14 protein-coding genes and 1 pseudogene are annotated in these 17,374 nt (G+C 69.0%); 9 read left to right on the forward strand and 6 right to left on the reverse strand.

Annotated features, from left to right (window positions below; all coding sequences use genetic code 11):
* The first annotated feature begins 336 nt into the window (after nucleotides 1–336).
* Nucleotides 337–1,860, forward strand: a complete 1,524-nt coding sequence (locus ADX84_RS04820) for a CCA tRNA nucleotidyltransferase (RefSeq protein WP_049568131.1) — start codon at nucleotides 337–339, stop codon at nucleotides 1,858–1,860.
* A gap of 35 nt (nucleotides 1,861–1,895) precedes the next feature.
* Here the strand turns inward: ADX84_RS04820 and ADX84_RS04825 are convergent, their stop codons facing one another.
* Nucleotides 1,896–2,633 carry a class I SAM-dependent methyltransferase gene (locus ADX84_RS04825; RefSeq protein WP_049568243.1) on the reverse strand — a complete coding sequence of 246 codons (738 nt, stop codon included), beginning with the start codon at nucleotides 2,631–2,633 and terminating at the stop codon, nucleotides 1,896–1,898.
* 173 nt (nucleotides 2,634–2,806) lie between these two features.
* Here ADX84_RS04825 and ADX84_RS04830 point away from each other — a divergent pair, with 173 nt between their 5' ends.
* Nucleotides 2,807–3,349, forward strand: a complete 543-nt coding sequence (locus tag ADX84_RS04830) for a GNAT family N-acetyltransferase (protein ID WP_049568133.1) — start codon at nucleotides 2,807–2,809, stop codon at nucleotides 3,347–3,349.
* A 682-nt stretch (nucleotides 3,350–4,031) separates the two neighbouring features.
* Here the strand turns inward: ADX84_RS04830 and ADX84_RS04835 are convergent.
* Nucleotides 4,032–5,102 (reverse strand): inositol-3-phosphate synthase, encoded by a 1,071-nt coding sequence (locus ADX84_RS04835; protein ID WP_049568135.1) that lies wholly within the window; start codon nucleotides 5,100–5,102, stop codon nucleotides 4,032–4,034.
* Nucleotides 5,103–6,598: 1,496 nt separating this feature from the next.
* On the opposite strand from ADX84_RS04835, the gene ADX84_RS04845 reads away from it, so the two are divergent.
* The 6 genes from ADX84_RS04845 (at nucleotide 6,599) to ADX84_RS04870 (ending at nucleotide 11,948) form a co-directional block, all read left to right on the forward strand.
* On the forward strand, nucleotides 6,599–8,812 hold the full coding sequence (locus ADX84_RS04845) for a transglycosylase domain-containing protein (protein ID WP_049568139.1): 2,214 nt from the start codon (nucleotides 6,599–6,601) through the stop codon (nucleotides 8,810–8,812).
* A 276-nt stretch (nucleotides 8,813–9,088) separates the two neighbouring features.
* The gene (rpsF, locus tag ADX84_RS04850; RefSeq protein ID WP_017545727.1) at nucleotides 9,089–9,379 is read left to right on the forward strand and encodes a 30S ribosomal protein S6; all 291 of its coding nucleotides are present in this window, start codon (nucleotides 9,089–9,091) and stop codon (nucleotides 9,377–9,379) included.
* A gap of 136 nt (nucleotides 9,380–9,515) precedes the next feature.
* The gene (locus ADX84_RS04855; protein ID WP_049568143.1) at nucleotides 9,516–10,109 is read left to right on the forward strand and encodes a single-stranded DNA-binding protein; all 594 of its coding nucleotides are present in this window, start codon (nucleotides 9,516–9,518) and stop codon (nucleotides 10,107–10,109) included.
* Between the two features lie 113 nt (nucleotides 10,110–10,222).
* Nucleotides 10,223–10,459: a 30S ribosomal protein S18 gene (rpsR, locus tag ADX84_RS04860; protein ID WP_013155832.1), complete on the forward strand. Its 237-nt coding sequence runs from the start codon at nucleotides 10,223–10,225 to the stop codon at nucleotides 10,457–10,459.
* 27 nt (nucleotides 10,460–10,486) lie between these two features.
* Nucleotides 10,487–10,933 (forward strand): 50S ribosomal protein L9, encoded by a 447-nt coding sequence (rplI, locus tag ADX84_RS04865; protein WP_017545729.1) that lies wholly within the window; start codon nucleotides 10,487–10,489, stop codon nucleotides 10,931–10,933.
* Nucleotides 10,934–11,111: 178 nt separating this feature from the next.
* Nucleotides 11,112–11,948: a peptidoglycan recognition family protein gene (locus tag ADX84_RS04870; RefSeq protein WP_049568149.1), complete on the forward strand. Its 837-nt coding sequence runs from the start codon at nucleotides 11,112–11,114 to the stop codon at nucleotides 11,946–11,948.
* 308 nt (nucleotides 11,949–12,256) lie between these two features.
* Here ADX84_RS04870 and ADX84_RS04875 read toward each other — a convergent pair whose 3' ends face one another.
* Entirely contained in the window at nucleotides 12,257–13,606 is a 1,350-nt protein-coding gene (locus tag ADX84_RS04875; RefSeq protein WP_049568152.1) for an MATE family efflux transporter, read from the reverse strand.
* Nucleotides 13,607–13,952: 346 nt separating this feature from the next.
* Between ADX84_RS04875 and dnaB the strand changes: the two genes are divergently transcribed.
* On the forward strand, nucleotides 13,953–15,305 hold the full coding sequence (gene dnaB / locus ADX84_RS04880; protein WP_049568156.1) for a replicative DNA helicase: 1,353 nt from the start codon (nucleotides 13,953–13,955) through the stop codon (nucleotides 15,303–15,305).
* Nucleotides 15,306–15,519: 214 nt separating this feature from the next.
* Here dnaB and ADX84_RS25280 read toward each other — a convergent pair.
* From ADX84_RS25280 to ADX84_RS04895, 3 genes and pseudogenes are all read right to left on the reverse strand, one after another.
* Nucleotides 15,520–15,857, reverse strand: a pseudogene (locus ADX84_RS25280) (ATP-binding cassette domain-containing protein); the annotation flags it as partial.
* A 468-nt stretch (nucleotides 15,858–16,325) separates the two neighbouring features.
* Nucleotides 16,326–16,565 (reverse strand): hypothetical protein, encoded by a 240-nt coding sequence (locus ADX84_RS04890; protein ID WP_049568162.1) that lies wholly within the window; start codon nucleotides 16,563–16,565, stop codon nucleotides 16,326–16,328.
* Between the two features lie 293 nt (nucleotides 16,566–16,858).
* Nucleotides 16,859–17,368, reverse strand: coding sequence for a PH domain-containing protein (locus tag ADX84_RS04895; protein WP_049568165.1), 510 nt, complete (start codon nucleotides 17,366–17,368; stop codon nucleotides 16,859–16,861).
* Nucleotides 17,369–17,374 lie beyond the last annotated feature (6 nt).

Here is a 17,374-nt window from a genome sequence, read left to right on the forward strand (position 1 = left end):
GCCGCGGAAGCAGTTCGACGCAACGCTTGGTTTCCTGATTCGGGTCCAGGTGTCCGTCCCGCCAGGGATACGGAAGGTGGGGCGGGGTCGGTCGGGGTGCCCGCGCGGCTCGCTCGGCCCAAGCGGGGCTGGTGGCCTCGGACTGACCGTGACATGCCACCACTCCACCCGAAGATACCGCGTTCCCCGAACCCCGGTTCTGACGCGGACCGTTGTTCGGGGACGTGATCGACCCACCCTTTCATCCACCGGGGCCCGACACCAGGGCCGCCACAGGCCCGCAGGGGTACCAAACTGATTCGCGGACACCCCGTGCGGCCGCCTAACCTGCGTGGTGTGCCGAACACAGAGCCTTCGCGTGAGAACGACGCCGCCCAGAACCCGTCCGCAGAGGTGAGCCCGCCCGCGGGTGAACTCAGCGGCGCGCAGCGAGCGGCGGTCGCCGCGTTGGTCGACTCGATCCAACCCGTCGCCGACGAGCTCGGCGACCGTTTCGACGCCCAGGGCCAGCAGCTCGCCATCGTCGGTGGCCCGGTCCGCGACGCGCTCCTGGGACGCGACTCCAACGACGTGGACCTCACCACCGACGCGGTTCCCCAGCGCGTCCTCGAACTCATCGACGGCTGGGCGGACTCCGTGTGGACCGTCGGCATCGAGTTCGGCACCGTCGGCCTGCGCAAGCGCGGACTCCAGCTGGAGATCACCACCTACCGCAGCGAGGCCTACTCGCCCAAGTCCCGCAAGCCCGAGGTGGCCTACGGGACGAACATCCACGACGACCTGCTGCGCCGTGACTTCACCGTCAACGCGATGGCGGTGCACCTGCCCAGCCGGGAGTTCGTGGACCCCTTCGGCGGGCTCGCCGACCTCAGGGCCAAGGTGCTGCGGACCCCGGGCCGCCCGGAGGACTCCTTCAGCGACGACCCGCTGCGCATCATGCGCGCGGTCCGCTTCGCCGCTCAGCTCGGCTTCTCCCTGGCGCCCGAGGTGGCCGAGGCCGCCCGGGGCATGGCGGACCGGCTGTCCATCGTCTCGGCCGAGCGTGTCCGGGACGAACTCACCAAGCTCATGCTCAGCCCGGACCCGCGCCGGGGGATCGAACTCATGGTGGATCTGGGCATCGCCGAGCACGTCATGCCCGAGATCCCCAAGATGCGGCTGGAGATCGACGAGCACCACCGGCACAAGGACGTCTACGAACACTCGCTCACCGTCCTGGACCAGGCCATGGACCTGGAGCGCCGACGTGGTCACGGAGCCGACCTCGTGCTGCGCCTGTCCGCCCTGCTGCACGACATCGGCAAGCCCCGGACCCGCGCCTTCGAGGGCGGCAACCGGGTGACCTTCCACCACCACGAGGTGGTGGGCGCCTCCATGACCCGCAAGCGGCTGTCCGCGCTGCGCTTCTCCAAGGACGTGATCTCGCAGGTGAGCACGCTGGTCGCGCTGCACCTGCGGTTCCACGGCTACGGCCGGGGCGAGTGGACGGACTCGGCGGTGCGCCGGTACGCCCGGGACGCCGGAGACCAGCTGGAGCGCCTGCACATCCTGACCAGGGCCGACTGCACCACCCGCAACCGGCGCAAGGCCGTCGCGCTCGCGCGTTCCTACGACGACATCGAGCGCCGCATCTCCGAACTGGCCGAGCAGGAGGAGCTGGACCGGATCCGCCCGGACCTGGACGGCAACGAGATCCAGGAGATCCTGGGCGTGAAGCCCGGTCCGCTGGTGGGCAAGGCCTACAGGTACCTCCTGGAGCTGCGCCTGGAGAACGGCCCCATGGAGAAGGAGAAGGTCGTCGAGGAGCTGCGCTCCTGGGCGGTCGACCACCTGGGGCAGGACGGCCGCCAGGACGGGTAGGCCGCGCGGGGCGGGGCGCCGGAGGGCGCCGCCGCTCAGAGCCCGGGCTTGATCGCCGTGACCGCCATCCCCGCGCCGAACACCCGCAGCGGGGTGCCCTCCAGGGTGTCCGAGACGCCGCGCGCGGCCGGGGGACGGCGGTCGAGGGACGGCATGAGGTAGTCGATCGCGCGCACGCGGAGCCCGTGGCCGCGCAGCAGGCGTCCCAGTTCCTGGCTGCTGAAGGACCGGGTGTCCGACATCCGCACGTGCAGGGGCCGAACCCAGGGCAGGAACGGGGCGGTGAGGGCGGAGCGCCGCCGATCGCCCCAGAGGACCCCGTGCGTCTCGAAGGGGAACCAGCGGTTGGACGTGGTCACGGACAGCGCGCCGCCGGGCCTGAGCACCCGGTGGATCTCGCTGAGGGCGCCGTCGAGGTCGTCGAGGTGCTCGATCACGTCGAACGCGGTGACCCGGTCGAAGGTGTTGGTGTCGAAGGCCAGCGATTCGGGGGCCATCTTGTGTACCCCCACGCGGTCCTCCAGGCTCGTCCCGGCTATGCGTCCGGTCAGTGCGTCGAGCAGCGCGGGGTCGGTGTCGATGGCGTCCACTCGCACGTAGCCCGCGGCGAGTCCGACGGTGTGGGCGCCGTGGCCGCAGCCCACGTCGAGGAGCCGGTCGCCCCGGGCGGGGAGTTGTCGGGTGACCGCCCCGATCCGTTTGGCGACCCCTCTGTTCCCGGGCCCGTTGCCGAACCCGTTCGAAGAACCGCCCGGTCCGAAGCCGCCGCTCATGGCCACCATCCCCTGCTCGTGCGCGAATGCCTGCGGGGACACTACTTTAAGTGAAGTTTTGACTACTCATGGAGATGGCGACTTGTCGACTCGTGGTCATGGGGCCTGACCTCCCCCCTTTCCCGGAAGGACCCGCGAGACCGGGGCGACACCTCCGGTGCGAGGATGGCGCGATGACGATCACCACCTGGTACCTGGAGTCGACCGACCCCGCCGAGCTCAGGCCCGGCCGCGAGCCCGAGGGCTCCGTGCGCTTCGTCCGCGCGGAGGTGCCCGGACCCGAGTTCGCCCGGTTCCTCTACACGACGGTCGGTGGCGACTACCAGTGGATCGACCGCGCCCCCTGGAGCACCGGCGAGTGGCGTGACCGGGTGGCGGACCCCAACGTGGAGACGTGGGTCCTGTACGACCGGGGCACGCCAGCGGGCTACGCGGAGCTGGAGGCCCAGCCCGAGGGGGCGGTGGAGGTCGTCTACTTCGGCCTCCTGCCCGGTTTCCTCGGCCGGGGGCTGGGCGGGCACATGCTCACCGAGGCCCTGCGCCGCGCGTGGGACCTGGGCACCCGGCGGCCGGATCGTGACGCCACCCGCCGGGTGTGGCTGCACACCTGTTCTCTGGACGGGGACCACGCCCTCGCCAACTACCGGGCCCGGGGGCTGCGCTCGTACCGGGAGACCACGGAGGAGCAGCCCGTGGTCCAGGGCGCGGGGGGATAGGTCAGAGGGAGGCGGAACCAGTCGACTCGTCGACTGGTGGAAATGTCGACACGTCCACCCCGGCCGCTGCCCCGCCCGGGGCGGTATCCGGCCGCGAACCCTCCGCGGGCGCGGGACTCTCCGGGTGGGGGCGCCGGCCCGAACACTGCGAACGGTCCCCGCGCGCGGGCGGCGGGCGCGCACCGTCCGGGCCGCGCCCATCGGGAGGTGGGCCGGACCGTCCCCGCACACCACAGGGACACTCACCCCGGACGTCGGGACCAGGCCAGCGGTGATCGCCGCACCTGGTGCGAACGCGGCGTCGCACAGCACGTCGTGGACGGAGAACCCCCGGCCCCGGTGGGTACGTCGACATGTCGCCTCACCAGCGTGTCGACAGTGACCCTCAACGCCTGGGACACCAAGCCCAGGACTGGGGCGGCGATCGGGAAGGGCCGGGGAGAACGGCGGGCCGAACAGCAGCGGGGCGACGGCGGCCGAGGCGAGCAGACCGGCGACTCACCCGCTCTCGCCGCTCCGGGCGCTCGTCCAGGGGGTGGCCACGGCTCCCAGGGGGTGGCCATGGCGCCCCGGAAGAAGCCGAGCGCGAGCAGTTCGGCCCAGACGAAGAAGGACACGCCCACAGACTGGACGTGTCCCGGAGAGGGTGCCCGGGGCCGACGGGCCCCGGGCGGATCGCTGGCTACTCGCCCGCGATGAAGTTCTCGACCTTGGTGTGCGCCTCGGCGTCGCTGTACTGCTCCGGCGGCGACTTCATGAAGTAGGAGGAGGGCTCCAGGATCGGGCCGCCGATGCCGCGGTCCTTGGCGATCTTCGCGGCGCGTACCGCGTCGATGATGATCCCGGCGGAGTTGGGGGAGTCCCACACCTCCAGCTTGTACTCCAGGTTCAGCGGGACGTCACCGAAAGCGCGGCCCTCGAGACGGATGTAGGCCCACTTGCGGTCGTCCAGCCACGGCACATGGTCGGAGGGACCGATGTGCACCGCGCCGGCCTTCAGCTCGTGGGGGATCTGCGAGGTGACCGACTGGGTCTTGGAGATCTTCTTCGACTCCAGGCGCTCGCGCTCCAACATGTTCTTGAAGTCCATGTTGCCGCCGAAGTTCAGCTGGTAGGTGCGGTCGACGATCACACCCCGGTCCTCGAACAGCTTGGACAGCACCCGGTGGGTGATGGTGGCGCCGATCTGCGACTTGATGTCGTCGCCGATGATCGGCACGCCCGCCTTGGTGAACTTCTCGGCCCACTCGGGGTCGGAGGCGATGAACACCGGGAGCGCGTTGACGAAGGCCACGCCCGCGTCGATGGCGCACTGCGCGTAGAACTTGTCGGCCTCGTCGGAGCCCACCGGGAGGTAGGAGACGAGGACATCGGCCTTGCTGGCCTTCAGGGCGGCGACCACGTCCACGGCGTCCTCGGGGGACTCCTGGATGATCTCGCGGTAGTACTTGCCCAGACCGTCGTAGGTCGGGCCGCGCATGACGGTCACGCCGGTCAGCGGGACGTCACAGATCTTGACGGTGTTGTTCTCGCTCGCGGTGATCGCGTCGGCGAGGTCGTGCCCGACCTTCTTGGCGTCCACGTCGAAGGCGGCGACGAACTCGATGTCGCTCACGTGGTACGGGCCGAACTGGACATGCATCAGGCCGGGGACCCGTGACTCCGGATCGGCGTCCTTGTAGTAGTGCACACCCTGGACGAGCGACGCCGCACAGTTGCCGACACCCACGACGGCTACACGTACCGAACCCATTGGTCCTTGCTCCTTCTTCTCCGCGAACATGGATTCCACAGCGCACGGCGACGGGCCCGCGCCGACGGCGGTCCGGGGCTCGTCATCCTGCGTCGTATTCCGTATGTGGTCAGCAGCGCGCACGGCGTATCTGTTCCCCCTCACGGCCGTCGAATACGGGGAGAACTGTCCATGTCTGGCTGGTTTGTTCTGATCTGACTCTATCTACGCTTCATGGTGAGGACGTAGGCGGTCAACGGTCCGGGCGACAACAGAGTGACCGCCGGTGACCGTGGTGTTGGGGAGACCTGCGTGATCCCGTGCGTGATCCCACACGAACCAGTCGGAAGTCGGACGACCCCGAACCGCCCCCTTCCGGTGACCGCAGTCACACGCTGCGCCCCGCTCGGTCCCCGAGCAGCCGAACTGCCAGGACCGGCGGTTCCCGGCGGAGGGTGACGAGGCCCTGCAAAGCGCGCGATACCCTCGCGCGTGGGTTGTGCTATATCGTTCGATCGCTCTAACGTGACCTTTGATTTGCGTGCGAAGCCGGTTCAGACCCCCGAGCGAAGCCAAGCCGCGGCGACGTTGACGTCGGCCCAGAGCACCGACGCGACGGGGGAAGCGCTCCCGCAGGCCAACGATCAGGAGGAAGTAGCGGCCAACGTCTTCGCGACCTGTTGAAAACCTTCACCCCCGGGTGGGCGTCTCTTTATCAAGCCTTGAAAGAAGGCCAAAGCGGCGGAACCGGGTCCAACCGCACCCGACCGCGCCGCTCCACCATCACAGGTCGCGAATCACCGATCCCCCAGGGGGACCGACCCCCGTTTCCACCAAGGAATCGTCAGGCCGAGCGGCCGTGAGAGGCAATCGAGGACCACGTGAGTACCGAACGACGACGGAATGCCGACGGCGGCCGTCGCCGGGCCGACGGCCCGGACGACGGTCCGCGCGGCGACGGCGGAAGGCGCAGGGCCGGTGGCCCTCCCCGGGAAGAACGTGCGGGCGGACGGCGCCGACCTGACTCCGAGGACGGTTTCCGGGGAGACGACGGGCCCGCTCCGCGCTCCCGCAGAGCCCGCCCCCCGGGGGACGAGAGCCGCTCCGAGGGGCGCCCCCGCCCCGAGGGCGGACGCCGCCGTGCCGAGGGAGAGCGCCCCAGGCGCCCCGACGGCCCGCGACGCCGCCCCGAGGACGACGGAGAGCGCCCGCGTCGGCGCCCCGACGGCCAGCGCCCCCGACGACCTGAGGACGGCGACCGCCCCCGTCGCCGCCCGGACGACCCGCGAGCTGGCGGACGTCGCCGCTCCGAGGGCCCGCGCGACCCCCGCGACCGCGAACACGGCGCCCGCTCCGGCGGGCGGGGTTCCCGCGCCGCCGCGGCCTCTGGCGGACGTGGCGGCAGGGGCGGTGGCGGAGGCCGCCGTCGCCCCCGTGAGGACGAACCCGACGACCGCCCCTGGTTCAAGCGCTTCCTGTCCAAGGCCTGGAAACCCGCTCTGGCCTTCTGCGGACTGATGATCATCGGCGGTGTGGCCACCTTCGCGGTGCTGTACGCCATGGCACCCGACGAGGGCGAGCTCAAGAGGAACGCGGAGAAGGACGCCTCTGCAACCCAGATCCTGTGGGCCGCGCAGGGGGACGACGAGAAGGGCGACGTCGCGCTCACCACCGGTGAGGTCCAGCGCGTCGCCGTGCAGCGCGAGGACATCCCGGAGGAGGTCATCGACGGTGTGCTCGCCGCCGAGCAGGCCACCTTCTACGAGGACCCGGGCATCAACATCAAGGGCATCGGCCGCGCCATCCTCTCCCGAGGCGAGGCGGGCGGTGGCTCGACCATCACCCAGCAGATGGCCCGTAACTACTACAGCGAGCTCGACGGCGAACCGCCGATGACCCGCAAGATCCGCGAGATCTTCATCTCGATCAAGCTGGGCCAGCAGCTCGAACCCGACCAGATCCTCACGACCTACCTCAACACGATCTACTTCGGTCGTGGCGCCTCGGGCATCGAGATGGCCGCCCAGGAGTACTTCGGCAAGAGCGTGAGCGATCTCGACCGGGCCGAGGGCGCCTACCTCGGCATCATCATCCAGATGCCGAGCAACTTCGAGAACCCCGAGCCGGACTCCTGGACCGCCAACTACCTGGAGAAGGAGCGCTGGCCGTACGTCCAGCGGCAGCTGGCCGCGATGTACGAGAACACCGGCGGCGAGCGCGGCCTGCCCGAGGCCGAGGCCCAGCAGCTCCAGATCCCGGACAGCATCATCGACTACGAGCCCGAGGCCGGCCTGGACGACCCCAAGCTGGGGTACGTCCGTCAGGCCGTGATCAACGAGGTCGAACGTCGGTACGCGGGCTCCAACGTCACCGGTGCGGACATCGCCACCAAGGGCCTGGTCATCGAGACCTCCCTGGACCCCGAGCTGATGACCGCGGCCGAAGAGGCCTTCGACGTCCTCCCCGAGGGAGCGGCGGACGACACCATGCGCGGCCTCACGGCGGTCGACCCGAGCACCGGGGAGGTCGTGGCCTTCAACGGCGGGCCGGACGTCTCCGCGGTGATCAACAACTCCCTGGTGCACCAGACCCAGGCGGGATCGGCGTACAAGCCCTATGTGCTGGCCCGTGCCCTGTCGGACGGCATCGGCCTGCGCAGCCAGTTCGACGGCGACAGCGGCCTCGAGTTCCCCGGGCTGGCCAGCCCGGTGATCAACTCCGGTGAGGTGGACTACGGCGAGGTCGACCTGATCAAGTCCACCGCTGACTCGGTGAACACCAGCTACGTGGACCTGGCGATCACGGTCGACCCGATCCGCGTGGACGAGCTCGCGGTGGAGATGGGCGTGCACCCGGACCGGCAGGAGACCTCGCAGGTCGGTCCACTGGTCGCTCTGGGCACCCACCAGGTGAACGCGCTCGACATGGCCAGCGGCTACGCGACCTTCGCCGCCGAGGGCCGCCACTTCCCGGCGCACATGGTCACCAAGGTGATGACGGCCGACGGCACCGAGGTCACCCCCGACGACCAGGCGGAGCTGGAGAGCGGCACGGAGGTCCTCTCCGAGGGGGTCGCCGCGGATGCCACCTACGCCATGCAGCAGGCCGTCCTGGAGGGCGGGGCGAAGAACGCCGCCCTCGACGACGGGCGTCCGGTCGCGGGCAAGACGGGTACTTCCTCCGACGCCGTCTCGGCCTGGTTCGTGGGGTACACACCGCAGCTGGCCACCTCGGTGGGGCTGAGCCGCGCGCAGAGCGAGCCGCTGGACTTCGGTCCGGAGTTCGGTGACGTCTTCGGCGGTACCACCTCCGCGATGGTGTGGAAGGCCTTCATGGAGGTCGCCATGGAGGGTCAGGAGCACCAGCAGTTCCCGGCCCCGCAGTGGGTGGGCGAGGACCAGCGGTTCCTGCCGACCCCCTCTCCGAGCGAGACCCCGGAGGAGACGGACGAGCCGAGCGACGAGCCCAGCGAGACTCCGAGCGAGGAGGAGTGCGACCCCAACAGCCCGGAGTGCGACACGGAACCCTCGCCGGACGAGTGCGAATGGGGTTGGGAGCCGGGCTGTGACACCGAGGAGAGCCCGGACCCGGACGAGTGCGACGTCTGGGTCGGCAGGCCGGACCACTGTGACGACGAGGAGGAGAACCTCCCCGGCGGTCCGCCCGGTGGCGACCAGAGCAACCAGGCCAACGCCAACGGCAACAACAGCCTGATCAGGCCCAGGGACTGATCGGCTCGCAGTAGCCAGGCAGGCACGGCCGGGGGCCGGTGCGCGGAGGGGAGACCCTTCGGCACCGGCCCCCGGCCGTTGGCCACGACGACCCAGGGGTTCCGCACGACCGGGAGCGCAACGCCGGTGGTACTCCGCTGCTGGTAGCCTTGGGTCCCGTATGGCTCAGAGCCTGAGCGATGCCCCCGGTGGGACCGGGCGGCGGAACGCCGGGCTCCTGCCCTCCTGCCATGGAGATTCCATGGCCGCAACAGTCCAGAGGAGGAACGTACGCTTATGCGTCGTTACGAAATCATGGTCATCCTCGACCCCAACCTCGACGAGCGCACCGTTGCTCCGTCGCTGGAGAACTTCCTGGGCGTCGTCCGCAACGACGGCGGCTCGGTCGAGAAGACGGAGATCTGGGGCAAGCGTCGCCTCGCCTACGACATCAACAAGAACTCCGAGGGCATCTACGCGGTCATCGACCTGACCGCCAAGCCCGCGACGGTCAAGGAGCTCGACCGTCAGCTCGGCATCGCCGAGGCCGTGCTCCGCACCAAGGTTCTGCGTCCCGAGGTTCACTAGGCACCCCGGTGCCCTGATCCCCTGGCCCCGCCCGTCCGTTTTTGTCCCCGGGACTGTTTTGTCTCTAGGGGCGCGGATGATGCGGGGAGCAGGCGAAACCGCCTGATCCCGAACTATCTCGAACCGGAGCCGATCCATGGCAGGCGAAACCCAGATCACGCTCGTCGGCAACCTCGTCGACGACCCTGAACTGCGCTTCACGCCCAGTGGAGCCGCGGTCGCCAACTTCCGTGTGGCCTCGACGCCTCGCACCTTCGACCGTCAGGCGGGGGAGTGGAAGGACGGAGAGTCCATGTTCCTCTCCTGCACCGTCTGGCGGCAGTACGCGGAGAACGTGGCCGAGAGTCTTCAGCGTGGCATGCGCGTCATCGTGCAGGGCCGCCTGAAGCAGCGGTCCTTCGAGACCCGCGAGGGTGAGAAGCGGACCGTCTTCGAGATCGACGTCGAAGAAGTCGGCCCGGCACTGCGCAGCGCCACCGCCAAGGTGACGAAGACGCAGCGTCAGGGTGGCGGCGGCTTCGGCGGCGGTCAGCAGGGCGGCGGTTTCGGCGGCGGCCAGCCCCAGGGCGGACAGTCGTCCCAGGGCGGCTACGGGAACCAGGGCGGCGGCTTCGGTGGCCAGCAGGGTGGTCGGGGCGGCGCCCCGGCCGACGACCCGTGGGCCACCAACGGCGGCGGCGGTTTCGGCGGCGGCAACAGCGGAGGATTCTCCGACGAGCCCCCGTTCTAAACAGCGGCTTCCCCACGTAACACCCGACCCGGCCCCTACGGGGTCGCGTCACCTTTCCATTGTCCCAGCCCATCCCCGGGAGGACCCCGGGGCTCTTGCGAAGGAGCACCACGATGGCTAAGCCGGCAGCGCGCAAGCCCAAGAAGAAGGTTTGCCTCTTCTGCCAGGAGAAGCAGTCCTACATCGACTACAAGGACACCACGCTTCTCCGTAAGTTCATCTCCGAGCGCGGCAAGATCCGTGCCCGTCGGGTGACCGGCAACTGCACGCAGCACCAGCGCGACGTCGCGACCGCGATCAAGAACGCGCGCGAGGTAGCCCTGCTGCCCTACACCAGCACCGCTCGCTAGCGGCGATATCCGAGGGAGGTCTTTGTCGTGAAGCTGATTTTGACCCACGAGGTCAACGGTCTCGGAGCCCCCGGCGACGTCGTCGAGGTGAAGAACGGTTACGGTCGCAACTACCTGCTGCCCCGAGGGTTCGCCATTCGGTGGACCCGCGGTGGTCAGAAGCAGATCGACCTGATCCAGCGCGCCCGCAAGGCGCGTGACATCCGCACCCTGGACGAGGCCCAGCAGGTCGCGGGCCGCGTGGGTGCGCTGAACGTGCGCCTCAAGCAGCGCGCCGGTCAGGGTGGTCGTCTGTTCGGTTCGGTCACGCCCGCGGACATCGTCGAGGCCGTCAAGGCCACCGGCGGTCCCGAGCTGGACAAGCGCCGGATCGAGATCAAGAACCCGATCAAGTCCGTCGGTGCCCACAAGGTTCAGGTCCGCCTGCACCCCGAGGTCGCCGCGACGATCAAGCTGGACATCGTCGGCGCCTAGTACGCGTCGGCCGTTCCGGTCACGGACCCCGTTCCTCTTCGGAGGGGCGGGGTTCTTCTGTTCCCCAGGAACACGCCGAGGGGCCGAAAAACACCCTTTAGTTACTCTTTGTAATCTAACGTGTTCTCTGTGTAGCGTTGCGTTCAGCAATGCTCCGCACGGAGAGGACAGCATACCGATGGCCGTTGAAAAACTGCCCGAGACGACAGACCACCCTCTCGCGGTGGACCGTAGGACGATGCTGCGAGGGGCCGCCCTGACCGCCGGAGGAGTACTGCTCGGCGGGGCCCTGGGGGTGTCGGTGACCGGACAGGCCACCGCGGCGGCGACGCCCAAGGTGTACACCCGGTCCGACTGGGGGGCACGCGCACCCAAGGGGACCATCGAGGTACTCGCGAAGGGGCCGACCCACATCGTCGTGCACCACACCGCGACCTCGAACGTGTCCGACACCTCCACCACCCACGCCGCCGCGCTCTCCCGGTCCATCCAGCGCTACCACATGGACAACAACGGCTGGAGCGACACCGGTCAGCAGCTGACCATCAGCCGGGGCGGCCACATCATGGAGGGCCGGGACAAGTCCCTCCAGGCCATCCGCGACGGTAAGCACGTGCTGGGAGCGCACACGGCGAACCACAACTCGCACACGATCGGCATCGAGAACGAGGGGACCTACACCTCGTCCACGCCGCCGGGTGCCCTCATGTCCTCGCTGGTCGACACCTGCGCGTGGCTGTGCCTGGTCTACCGCCTGGACCCGCAGAAGGCGATCGTCGGCCACCGGGACTACAACGCCACCAACTGCCCGGGAGACCAGCTCTACGCGATGCTCCCCAAGCTCCGTGACGACGTGGGGAGCAGGCTGCGCAAGCAGCTGAGTCACATGAGCGAACACGCCGGACGGGAACTCACGCTGGAGGAACTGCCGAGCTACCCGGCCGTCCCGAGTTCGGAACGGGTCGCGACCTTCTACCACGGTCCCACGGTGGGAGACCTCGACTCCGGCTTCTAGGAGGAGATCTCCGTCGTCGGCCGCCCCTGCCTCCCCCGCAGGGGCGGTTCCTCCTTGCGTCCGCGGCGCGAGTCCGGCGCCTTCACGGAGGGGTTCTTCGCTGTCCGGGCCCGGCCCGTTCCCCGCTGGCGACTCGGCTCCTCCCGCGCGGTCCCTGCTCGGAGCCGGACTCTCCGGGGCCCGAACGGGCCTTGGTCGGGTCGCACGGGCAGGACCCACACCCGCGGTCGAGGTGGGCGGTGAACCCTGTGCCCTGGGCCGGGGTCGACTTGGTGACTTGGTGACTTGCGGATTCGGGGATTCGGGGATCAGGGGCGATGGGCGCCGGTGATCAGCCAGGCCTCACCCCGGGCGCGTAGGCCCAGGGTGACGGCACGGGCGAGGATCCACACGGCGAAGGCGATCCACAGACCCACCAGGGCGCCGGTCTCCGAAGTGGCGAGACCGGGGATGACCAGGGCGAACGGCATGAACGCGAGCATCGTCCACAGGGAGGCCCAGGCCAGGTAGCGCTGGTCCCCGGCGCCCATGAGGACGCCGTCCAGCACCATGGTGACGCCGCTGAGCGGCTGCATGAGGGCGACCACCACGAGGGAGGCCATGATGAGCGCGGCCACGCTCGGGTCCGAGGTGAACGGGACGTGGGCCCAGGGCAGCACGAGGAACACGAGCACGGTGAACAGGAGCCCCGACATCACGCCCCACTCGACCATCCGCCGGGTGGCGTCCCTGGTTCCACGCACGTCGCCCGCGCCGAGGTAGCGGCCCACGATCGACTGCCCGGCGATGGCGATGGCGTCCATCGCGAACACCAGCAGAGCCCAGATGTTGTAGCTGACCTGGTGCGCGGCGATGGACTCGTCACCGAGCCGGGCCGCGACGGCGGTGGTCACCAGCGCCACCACGCGCATGGACACGCTGCGCAGGAACAGGGCGAACCCGGCCGAGGCCGAGGATCGCAGCCCTGACAGTGACGGCGTGAGGGAGACGCCCGCACGCCGGGCCGACCGGGCGATGGTGGCCACGTACCAGAACGCCCCGCCGGCCTGGGCGATCACGGTCGACCAGGCGGACCCGGCGATGCCCCAGTCGAACACGAGGACGAAGGTCGCGCACAGCACGGCGTTGCCGACGTAGGACGCGACCGCGACCACGAGGGGGGTCCGGGCGTCCTGGAGTCCGCGCAGTACGCCGGTCCCCGCCATGATGATCAGCAGGAACGGCGTGCTCAGCAGGCTGATCCGCAGGTAGGTGAGGGCGTAGGGGGCGACCTCGGGCGAGGCGCCCAGGAGGTCGATCATCCACGGGCCCAGCGGCCAGCCGATCCCGATCGCGGCGATCCCCAGCAGGATCGCGAGCCAGAGCCCGTCCACCCCGTCCCGGATGCCGCCCGGGACGTCTCCGGCACCGAACTTACGGGCCACCGCGGCGGTGGTCCCGTAGGCGAGGAAGATGCACACCGCCGCGAGGGTCAGCAGGACCTGACCCGCGACCCCGAGGCCGCCCAGCGCCTGGGTGCCCAGACTGCCGACGATCGCGGCGTCGGTGAGCAGGAAGAGCGGTTCGGCGATCAGGGCGAAGAACGTGGGGATGGCGAGGGCGAAGATCTCGCGATCGTGGCGGTGCCGGAAGGGAGCCGCCGAGAGCAGATTGGCCATGACGGAGCCACAGTACCGGACAGGCGTTCGACGGCCGGTGTGGCGTCTGGCACGAACCACCGAAGCCTGTGGATAACCTGTGGAAAGCCGCCCTGTGAGACATCTTGCACCTCCCGGCAGTGAACCGCGTTTTCCCAGTTCAAGTGGGCTATGGGCGACTCGTGGCAAAGTTATCCACAGGTGATGTGCATAACCTCTGTGCGCAATGCCCCACGGGGCTTCGGTTGTGGTGGTAGGGGGTTGTCCACAGGCGAGCCGCGCGGCGTCTTCGGCACCCCGGATGGGGCATGCTGGAAGAGTCGGTCCGATCCGGGTCGACGCACGCGGCCGGTGTGGGGAGAAGTTCGTGAGTGTCGCTGAGCAACCACCTGAAGAGGGCGGATACGAGCGCACCCCACCTCACGACATCCCGGCCGAACAGAGCGTCCTGGGCGGCATGCTGCTGTCGAAGGACGCCATCACCCAGGTCGTCGAGATCATCCGCTCCGCGGACTTCTACCGCCCCGCGCACCAGATCATCTACGACAGCGTCGTGGACCTCTTCTCCCGCGGCGAGCCGGTCGACGCCATCTCGGTCAACGCTGAGCTGACCAAGCGCGGGGAGGCCACCCGGGTCGGCGGGGCCCCCTATCTGCACACGCTCACCGAGGCGATCCCCACCGCGGCCAACGCGGGCTACTACGCCAAGATCGTCTCGGACCGGGCGATCCTGCGGCGCCTGGTCGAGGTCGGCACCCGGATCGCGCAGATCGGCTACGCGGGCGACGGCGAGGTGGACGACCTCGTCGACCACGCCCAGGCGGAGATCTACAAGGTCGCCGAGAAGCGCACGGGCGAGGACTACGTGGTCCTCGGCGACATCATGCCCGGGGCCCTCGACGAGATCGAGGCGATCGGCGCCAACGATGGCAGCATGACCGGCGTGCCCACGGGCTTCGCCGACTTCGACGCCCTCACCAACGGCCTCCACCCGGGTCAGATGGTGATCATCGCCGCCCGTCCCGCAGTGGGCAAATCGACCCTGGCCCTGGACTTCGCGCGGGCCGCGTCCATCAAGAACGAGATGGCGTCCGTCTTCTTCAGCCTGGAGATGGGACGCAACGAGATCGTCATGCGTCTGCTCTCCGCCGAGGCGCGGGTGCCGCTGCACACCATGCGGTCCGGTCTGATGACCGACGATGACTGGGCCCGGCTCGCCAGACGGATGGGCGAGGTGGCCAGCGCGCCGCTGTTCATCGACGACTCCCCGAACATGTCGATGATGGAGATCCGGGCCAAGTGTCGGCGCCTCAAACAGCAGCACGACCTCAAGCTCGTGATCGTCGACTACCTCCAGCTGATGAGCTCGCCCGGCCGGGTGGAGAGCCGCCAGCAGGAGGTCTCCGAGATGTCGCGTTCGCTGAAGCTCCTGGCCAAGGAGCTCGAGGTGCCGGTGGTCGCGCTGTCCCAGCTGAACCGTGGTCCCGAGCAGCGCACCGACAAGCGCCCCCAGGTCTCCGACCTGCGTGAGTCCGGGTCGATCGAGCAGGACGCGGACATGGTGATCCTGCTCTACCGCGAGGACGTGCACGACAAGGAGTCCCCGCGCGCGGGCGAGGCCGACATCATCGTGGCCAAGCACCGTAACGGCCCCACCGCCGACGTGACCGTGGCCTTCCAGGGCCATTACAGCCGTTTCGTCGACATGGCTCCGGGTTAACTCGTCGACTTGTGGACACGGGGTGTGACCGTAGGCGGTCGGATTCGCCGCTTCGGTTACACCCCGTTGTATCGGTCAATCCATTAGTCGACTTATGTGCTAGCCGAAAAGTCGACAAAGAGACACGTCGACATTACTCTGCGGAGTCGCTGGTCAGGACCCCTCCGTGGAGCTCCGAGCGGCGACCCGTGAACCGCTGACGCGCCATGCGTCGTGCGTCACGAACACGGTCCCTGGGGTCGCGGAGGGCGTCGTCGATCGCGTCGGCGACGGTCCCGAGCGGGACCCCGCCCGGGACCCGTTCCATGGTCTGGGGCAGGTGGCCGACGCCTCCCGGGGCGCGGACGCTGAGCTTCCCGTTGTCCGGGTCCTCCGCGCCTGCCAGAAGGCGCAGGGGGTGCTCTTGCCGGAGCCGTTGTCGCCGATCACTCCCACGCGTTCGCCGGGGCTGATCGTGAGACTGGCGCGGTCGAGGACGGTGTGGCCCGCGTAGCGCCTGCTGACCTCGTTCAGGGCGAGCTGGGATCGGAGTCGTGTTCCTGTGCCGAGCATGGGGCCCTCCCTGTCCTGAGTGGTTCCGGTGTCTCTGGGTGCCACGGAGCGCAGGGGGGTGTTTTGGTCATGGGCACACTGGTGTGCTGCGGGACCGGAACATGGAGGGAGGCTGTCCGTGCGCGACCGCGGTGTGGTGACGTCGACGGAGCACCCGGGCCCGCTGCGCGGTGGGGGCGCGGAACGTGGACGTCCGGCGCGTCCACAGGTGGATGTACAGCCTCATGTGCGAGACGAAGCGTCTCGTTGCACCTATCGTCGATGGCTTTGAGTGAGACCGGGATCACTCATGAGTACCGCCCATGGCGCCAAATAGAGACGTCCACATTTAGATTTATGGTCTTGCCGATTTGTCGACATAGCGACGAACGAGTTCCGGAGCGTGAGGGCGGTGCCCGGTCCTGGACATGACGAAGGGCCGCCCGCGAGGTGCGGGCGGCCCTTCGGGGCGGTTGTCGGCGTCGCGGACTAGAGCCAGCGGGCCTCGGGTCGGGTGCGGCCGCTGTCGTCAGTGACCAGGACCCAGTGCATGATCGGGTGCTCCGAGGTGATGGTGTCGGCGTCCTCGTGATCCGTGCGCGGCTGCGGGACCAGCGCGGGCTCGGGGGCCAGGCCGGAGAGCCGGCGGCTCGCTGCGGTGGATCGGGTGCGCCGAGAGGTGGTCGCGGAGCGAGAGAGGTGCGGCCCGTGTTCGGTCCTGCGTGCCATGAAGCCCTCCTCGTTTCCTTATCAGATGACCCAAGTTAACCCTATGTTCACCTTCGAGTCAATTGGGTTCCTTCTCGGCGCGTCGTCTGTGCAGGGATCGCGCTCCGCCTCGGGCTCCAAAGTGAACGGAAGGTGAACGGATCGGTAACCCAGTACTACCCCGGTCGGGCCCGGTTCACTCCGGTCCGACCCGGCTGCGACGCGCTCCCGTCGGCGTTGAGGTCCCCGAACACGAAGAAGCACCCGCCGCTGGGGCGGGTGCTCCGTGAACGTCCGTCGTCGGGTGCGTCCGGCTACTCCTTGAAGATCAGTCCCACGACCTCAAGGTAGAGCTGCTCCGGGTAGGGAATGAAGGCGATCTTGCTGAGCGCCTGGTCCTGACCGGCGGACTCCATCACGAAGGTCCCGTATCCGAGGAAGCGGCCGACCAGGGTTCGCTCGAACCGCATGTCGGTGACCTTGCCCAGCGGCATCATGTTCACCTGCCGGGTGATCAGCCCCGTGGTCAGCAGCAACCGCGCCGACGTGATCACGAAGTAGTCCACTGACCACTCGGCGACCCGCCACACGAACCACACCAGCACGAGTAGCCACAGCCACCACACGAGTGCCAGGGTCGCGGCGCTGTTGGCGCCGATCGTCCTGCTCAGGATGGCCGCGAAGACCAGAGCCACCAGAACCGCACCCACCGGTCCGATGAGGACCGCGGGGTGCCGGCGGATGGTCACGACATCCTGCTCGTGAGGTAGGAGATAGCGGTTCACCGATGCCGGAGCCGCGTTGCTTGAGGCTACGAGCTTCATGAAACC

Origin of the sequence: Nocardiopsis sp. SBT366 (assembly GCF_001083815.1) — a bacterium.
GTDB lineage: Bacteria > Actinomycetota > Actinomycetes > Streptosporangiales > Streptosporangiaceae > Nocardiopsis > Nocardiopsis prasina.

Excerpts from the sequence above, each read along its gene's own strand:
- ADX84_RS04845 (WP_049568139.1), top strand. The coding sequence starts at position 6,599 with ATGATCATCGGCGGTGTGGCCACCTTCGCGGTGCTGTACGCCATGGCA.
- ADX84_RS04875 (WP_049568152.1), bottom strand. The coding sequence starts at position 13,606 with ATGGCCAATCTGCTCTCGGCGGCTCCCTTCCGGCACCGCCACGATCGC.
- rpsF (WP_017545727.1), top strand. The coding sequence starts at position 9,089 with ATGCGTCGTTACGAAATCATGGTCATCCTCGACCCCAACCTCGACGAG.
- ADX84_RS04825 (WP_049568243.1), bottom strand. The coding sequence starts at position 2,633 with ATGAGCGGCGGCTTCGGACCGGGCGGTTCTTCGAACGGGTTCGGCAAC.
- ADX84_RS04890 (WP_049568162.1), bottom strand. The coding sequence starts at position 16,565 with ATGGCACGCAGGACCGAACACGGGCCGCACCTCTCTCGCTCCGCGACC.
- ADX84_RS04830 (WP_049568133.1), top strand. The coding sequence starts at position 2,807 with ATGACGATCACCACCTGGTACCTGGAGTCGACCGACCCCGCCGAGCTC.
- ADX84_RS04855 (WP_049568143.1), top strand. The coding sequence starts at position 9,516 with ATGGCAGGCGAAACCCAGATCACGCTCGTCGGCAACCTCGTCGACGAC.
- ADX84_RS04835 (WP_049568135.1), bottom strand. The coding sequence starts at position 5,102 with ATGGGTTCGGTACGTGTAGCCGTCGTGGGTGTCGGCAACTGTGCGGCG.
- ADX84_RS04895 (WP_049568165.1), bottom strand. The coding sequence starts at position 17,368 with ATGAAGCTCGTAGCCTCAAGCAACGCGGCTCCGGCATCGGTGAACCGC.
- ADX84_RS04870 (WP_049568149.1), top strand. The coding sequence starts at position 11,112 with ATGGCCGTTGAAAAACTGCCCGAGACGACAGACCACCCTCTCGCGGTG.
- rpsR (WP_013155832.1), top strand. The coding sequence starts at position 10,223 with ATGGCTAAGCCGGCAGCGCGCAAGCCCAAGAAGAAGGTTTGCCTCTTC.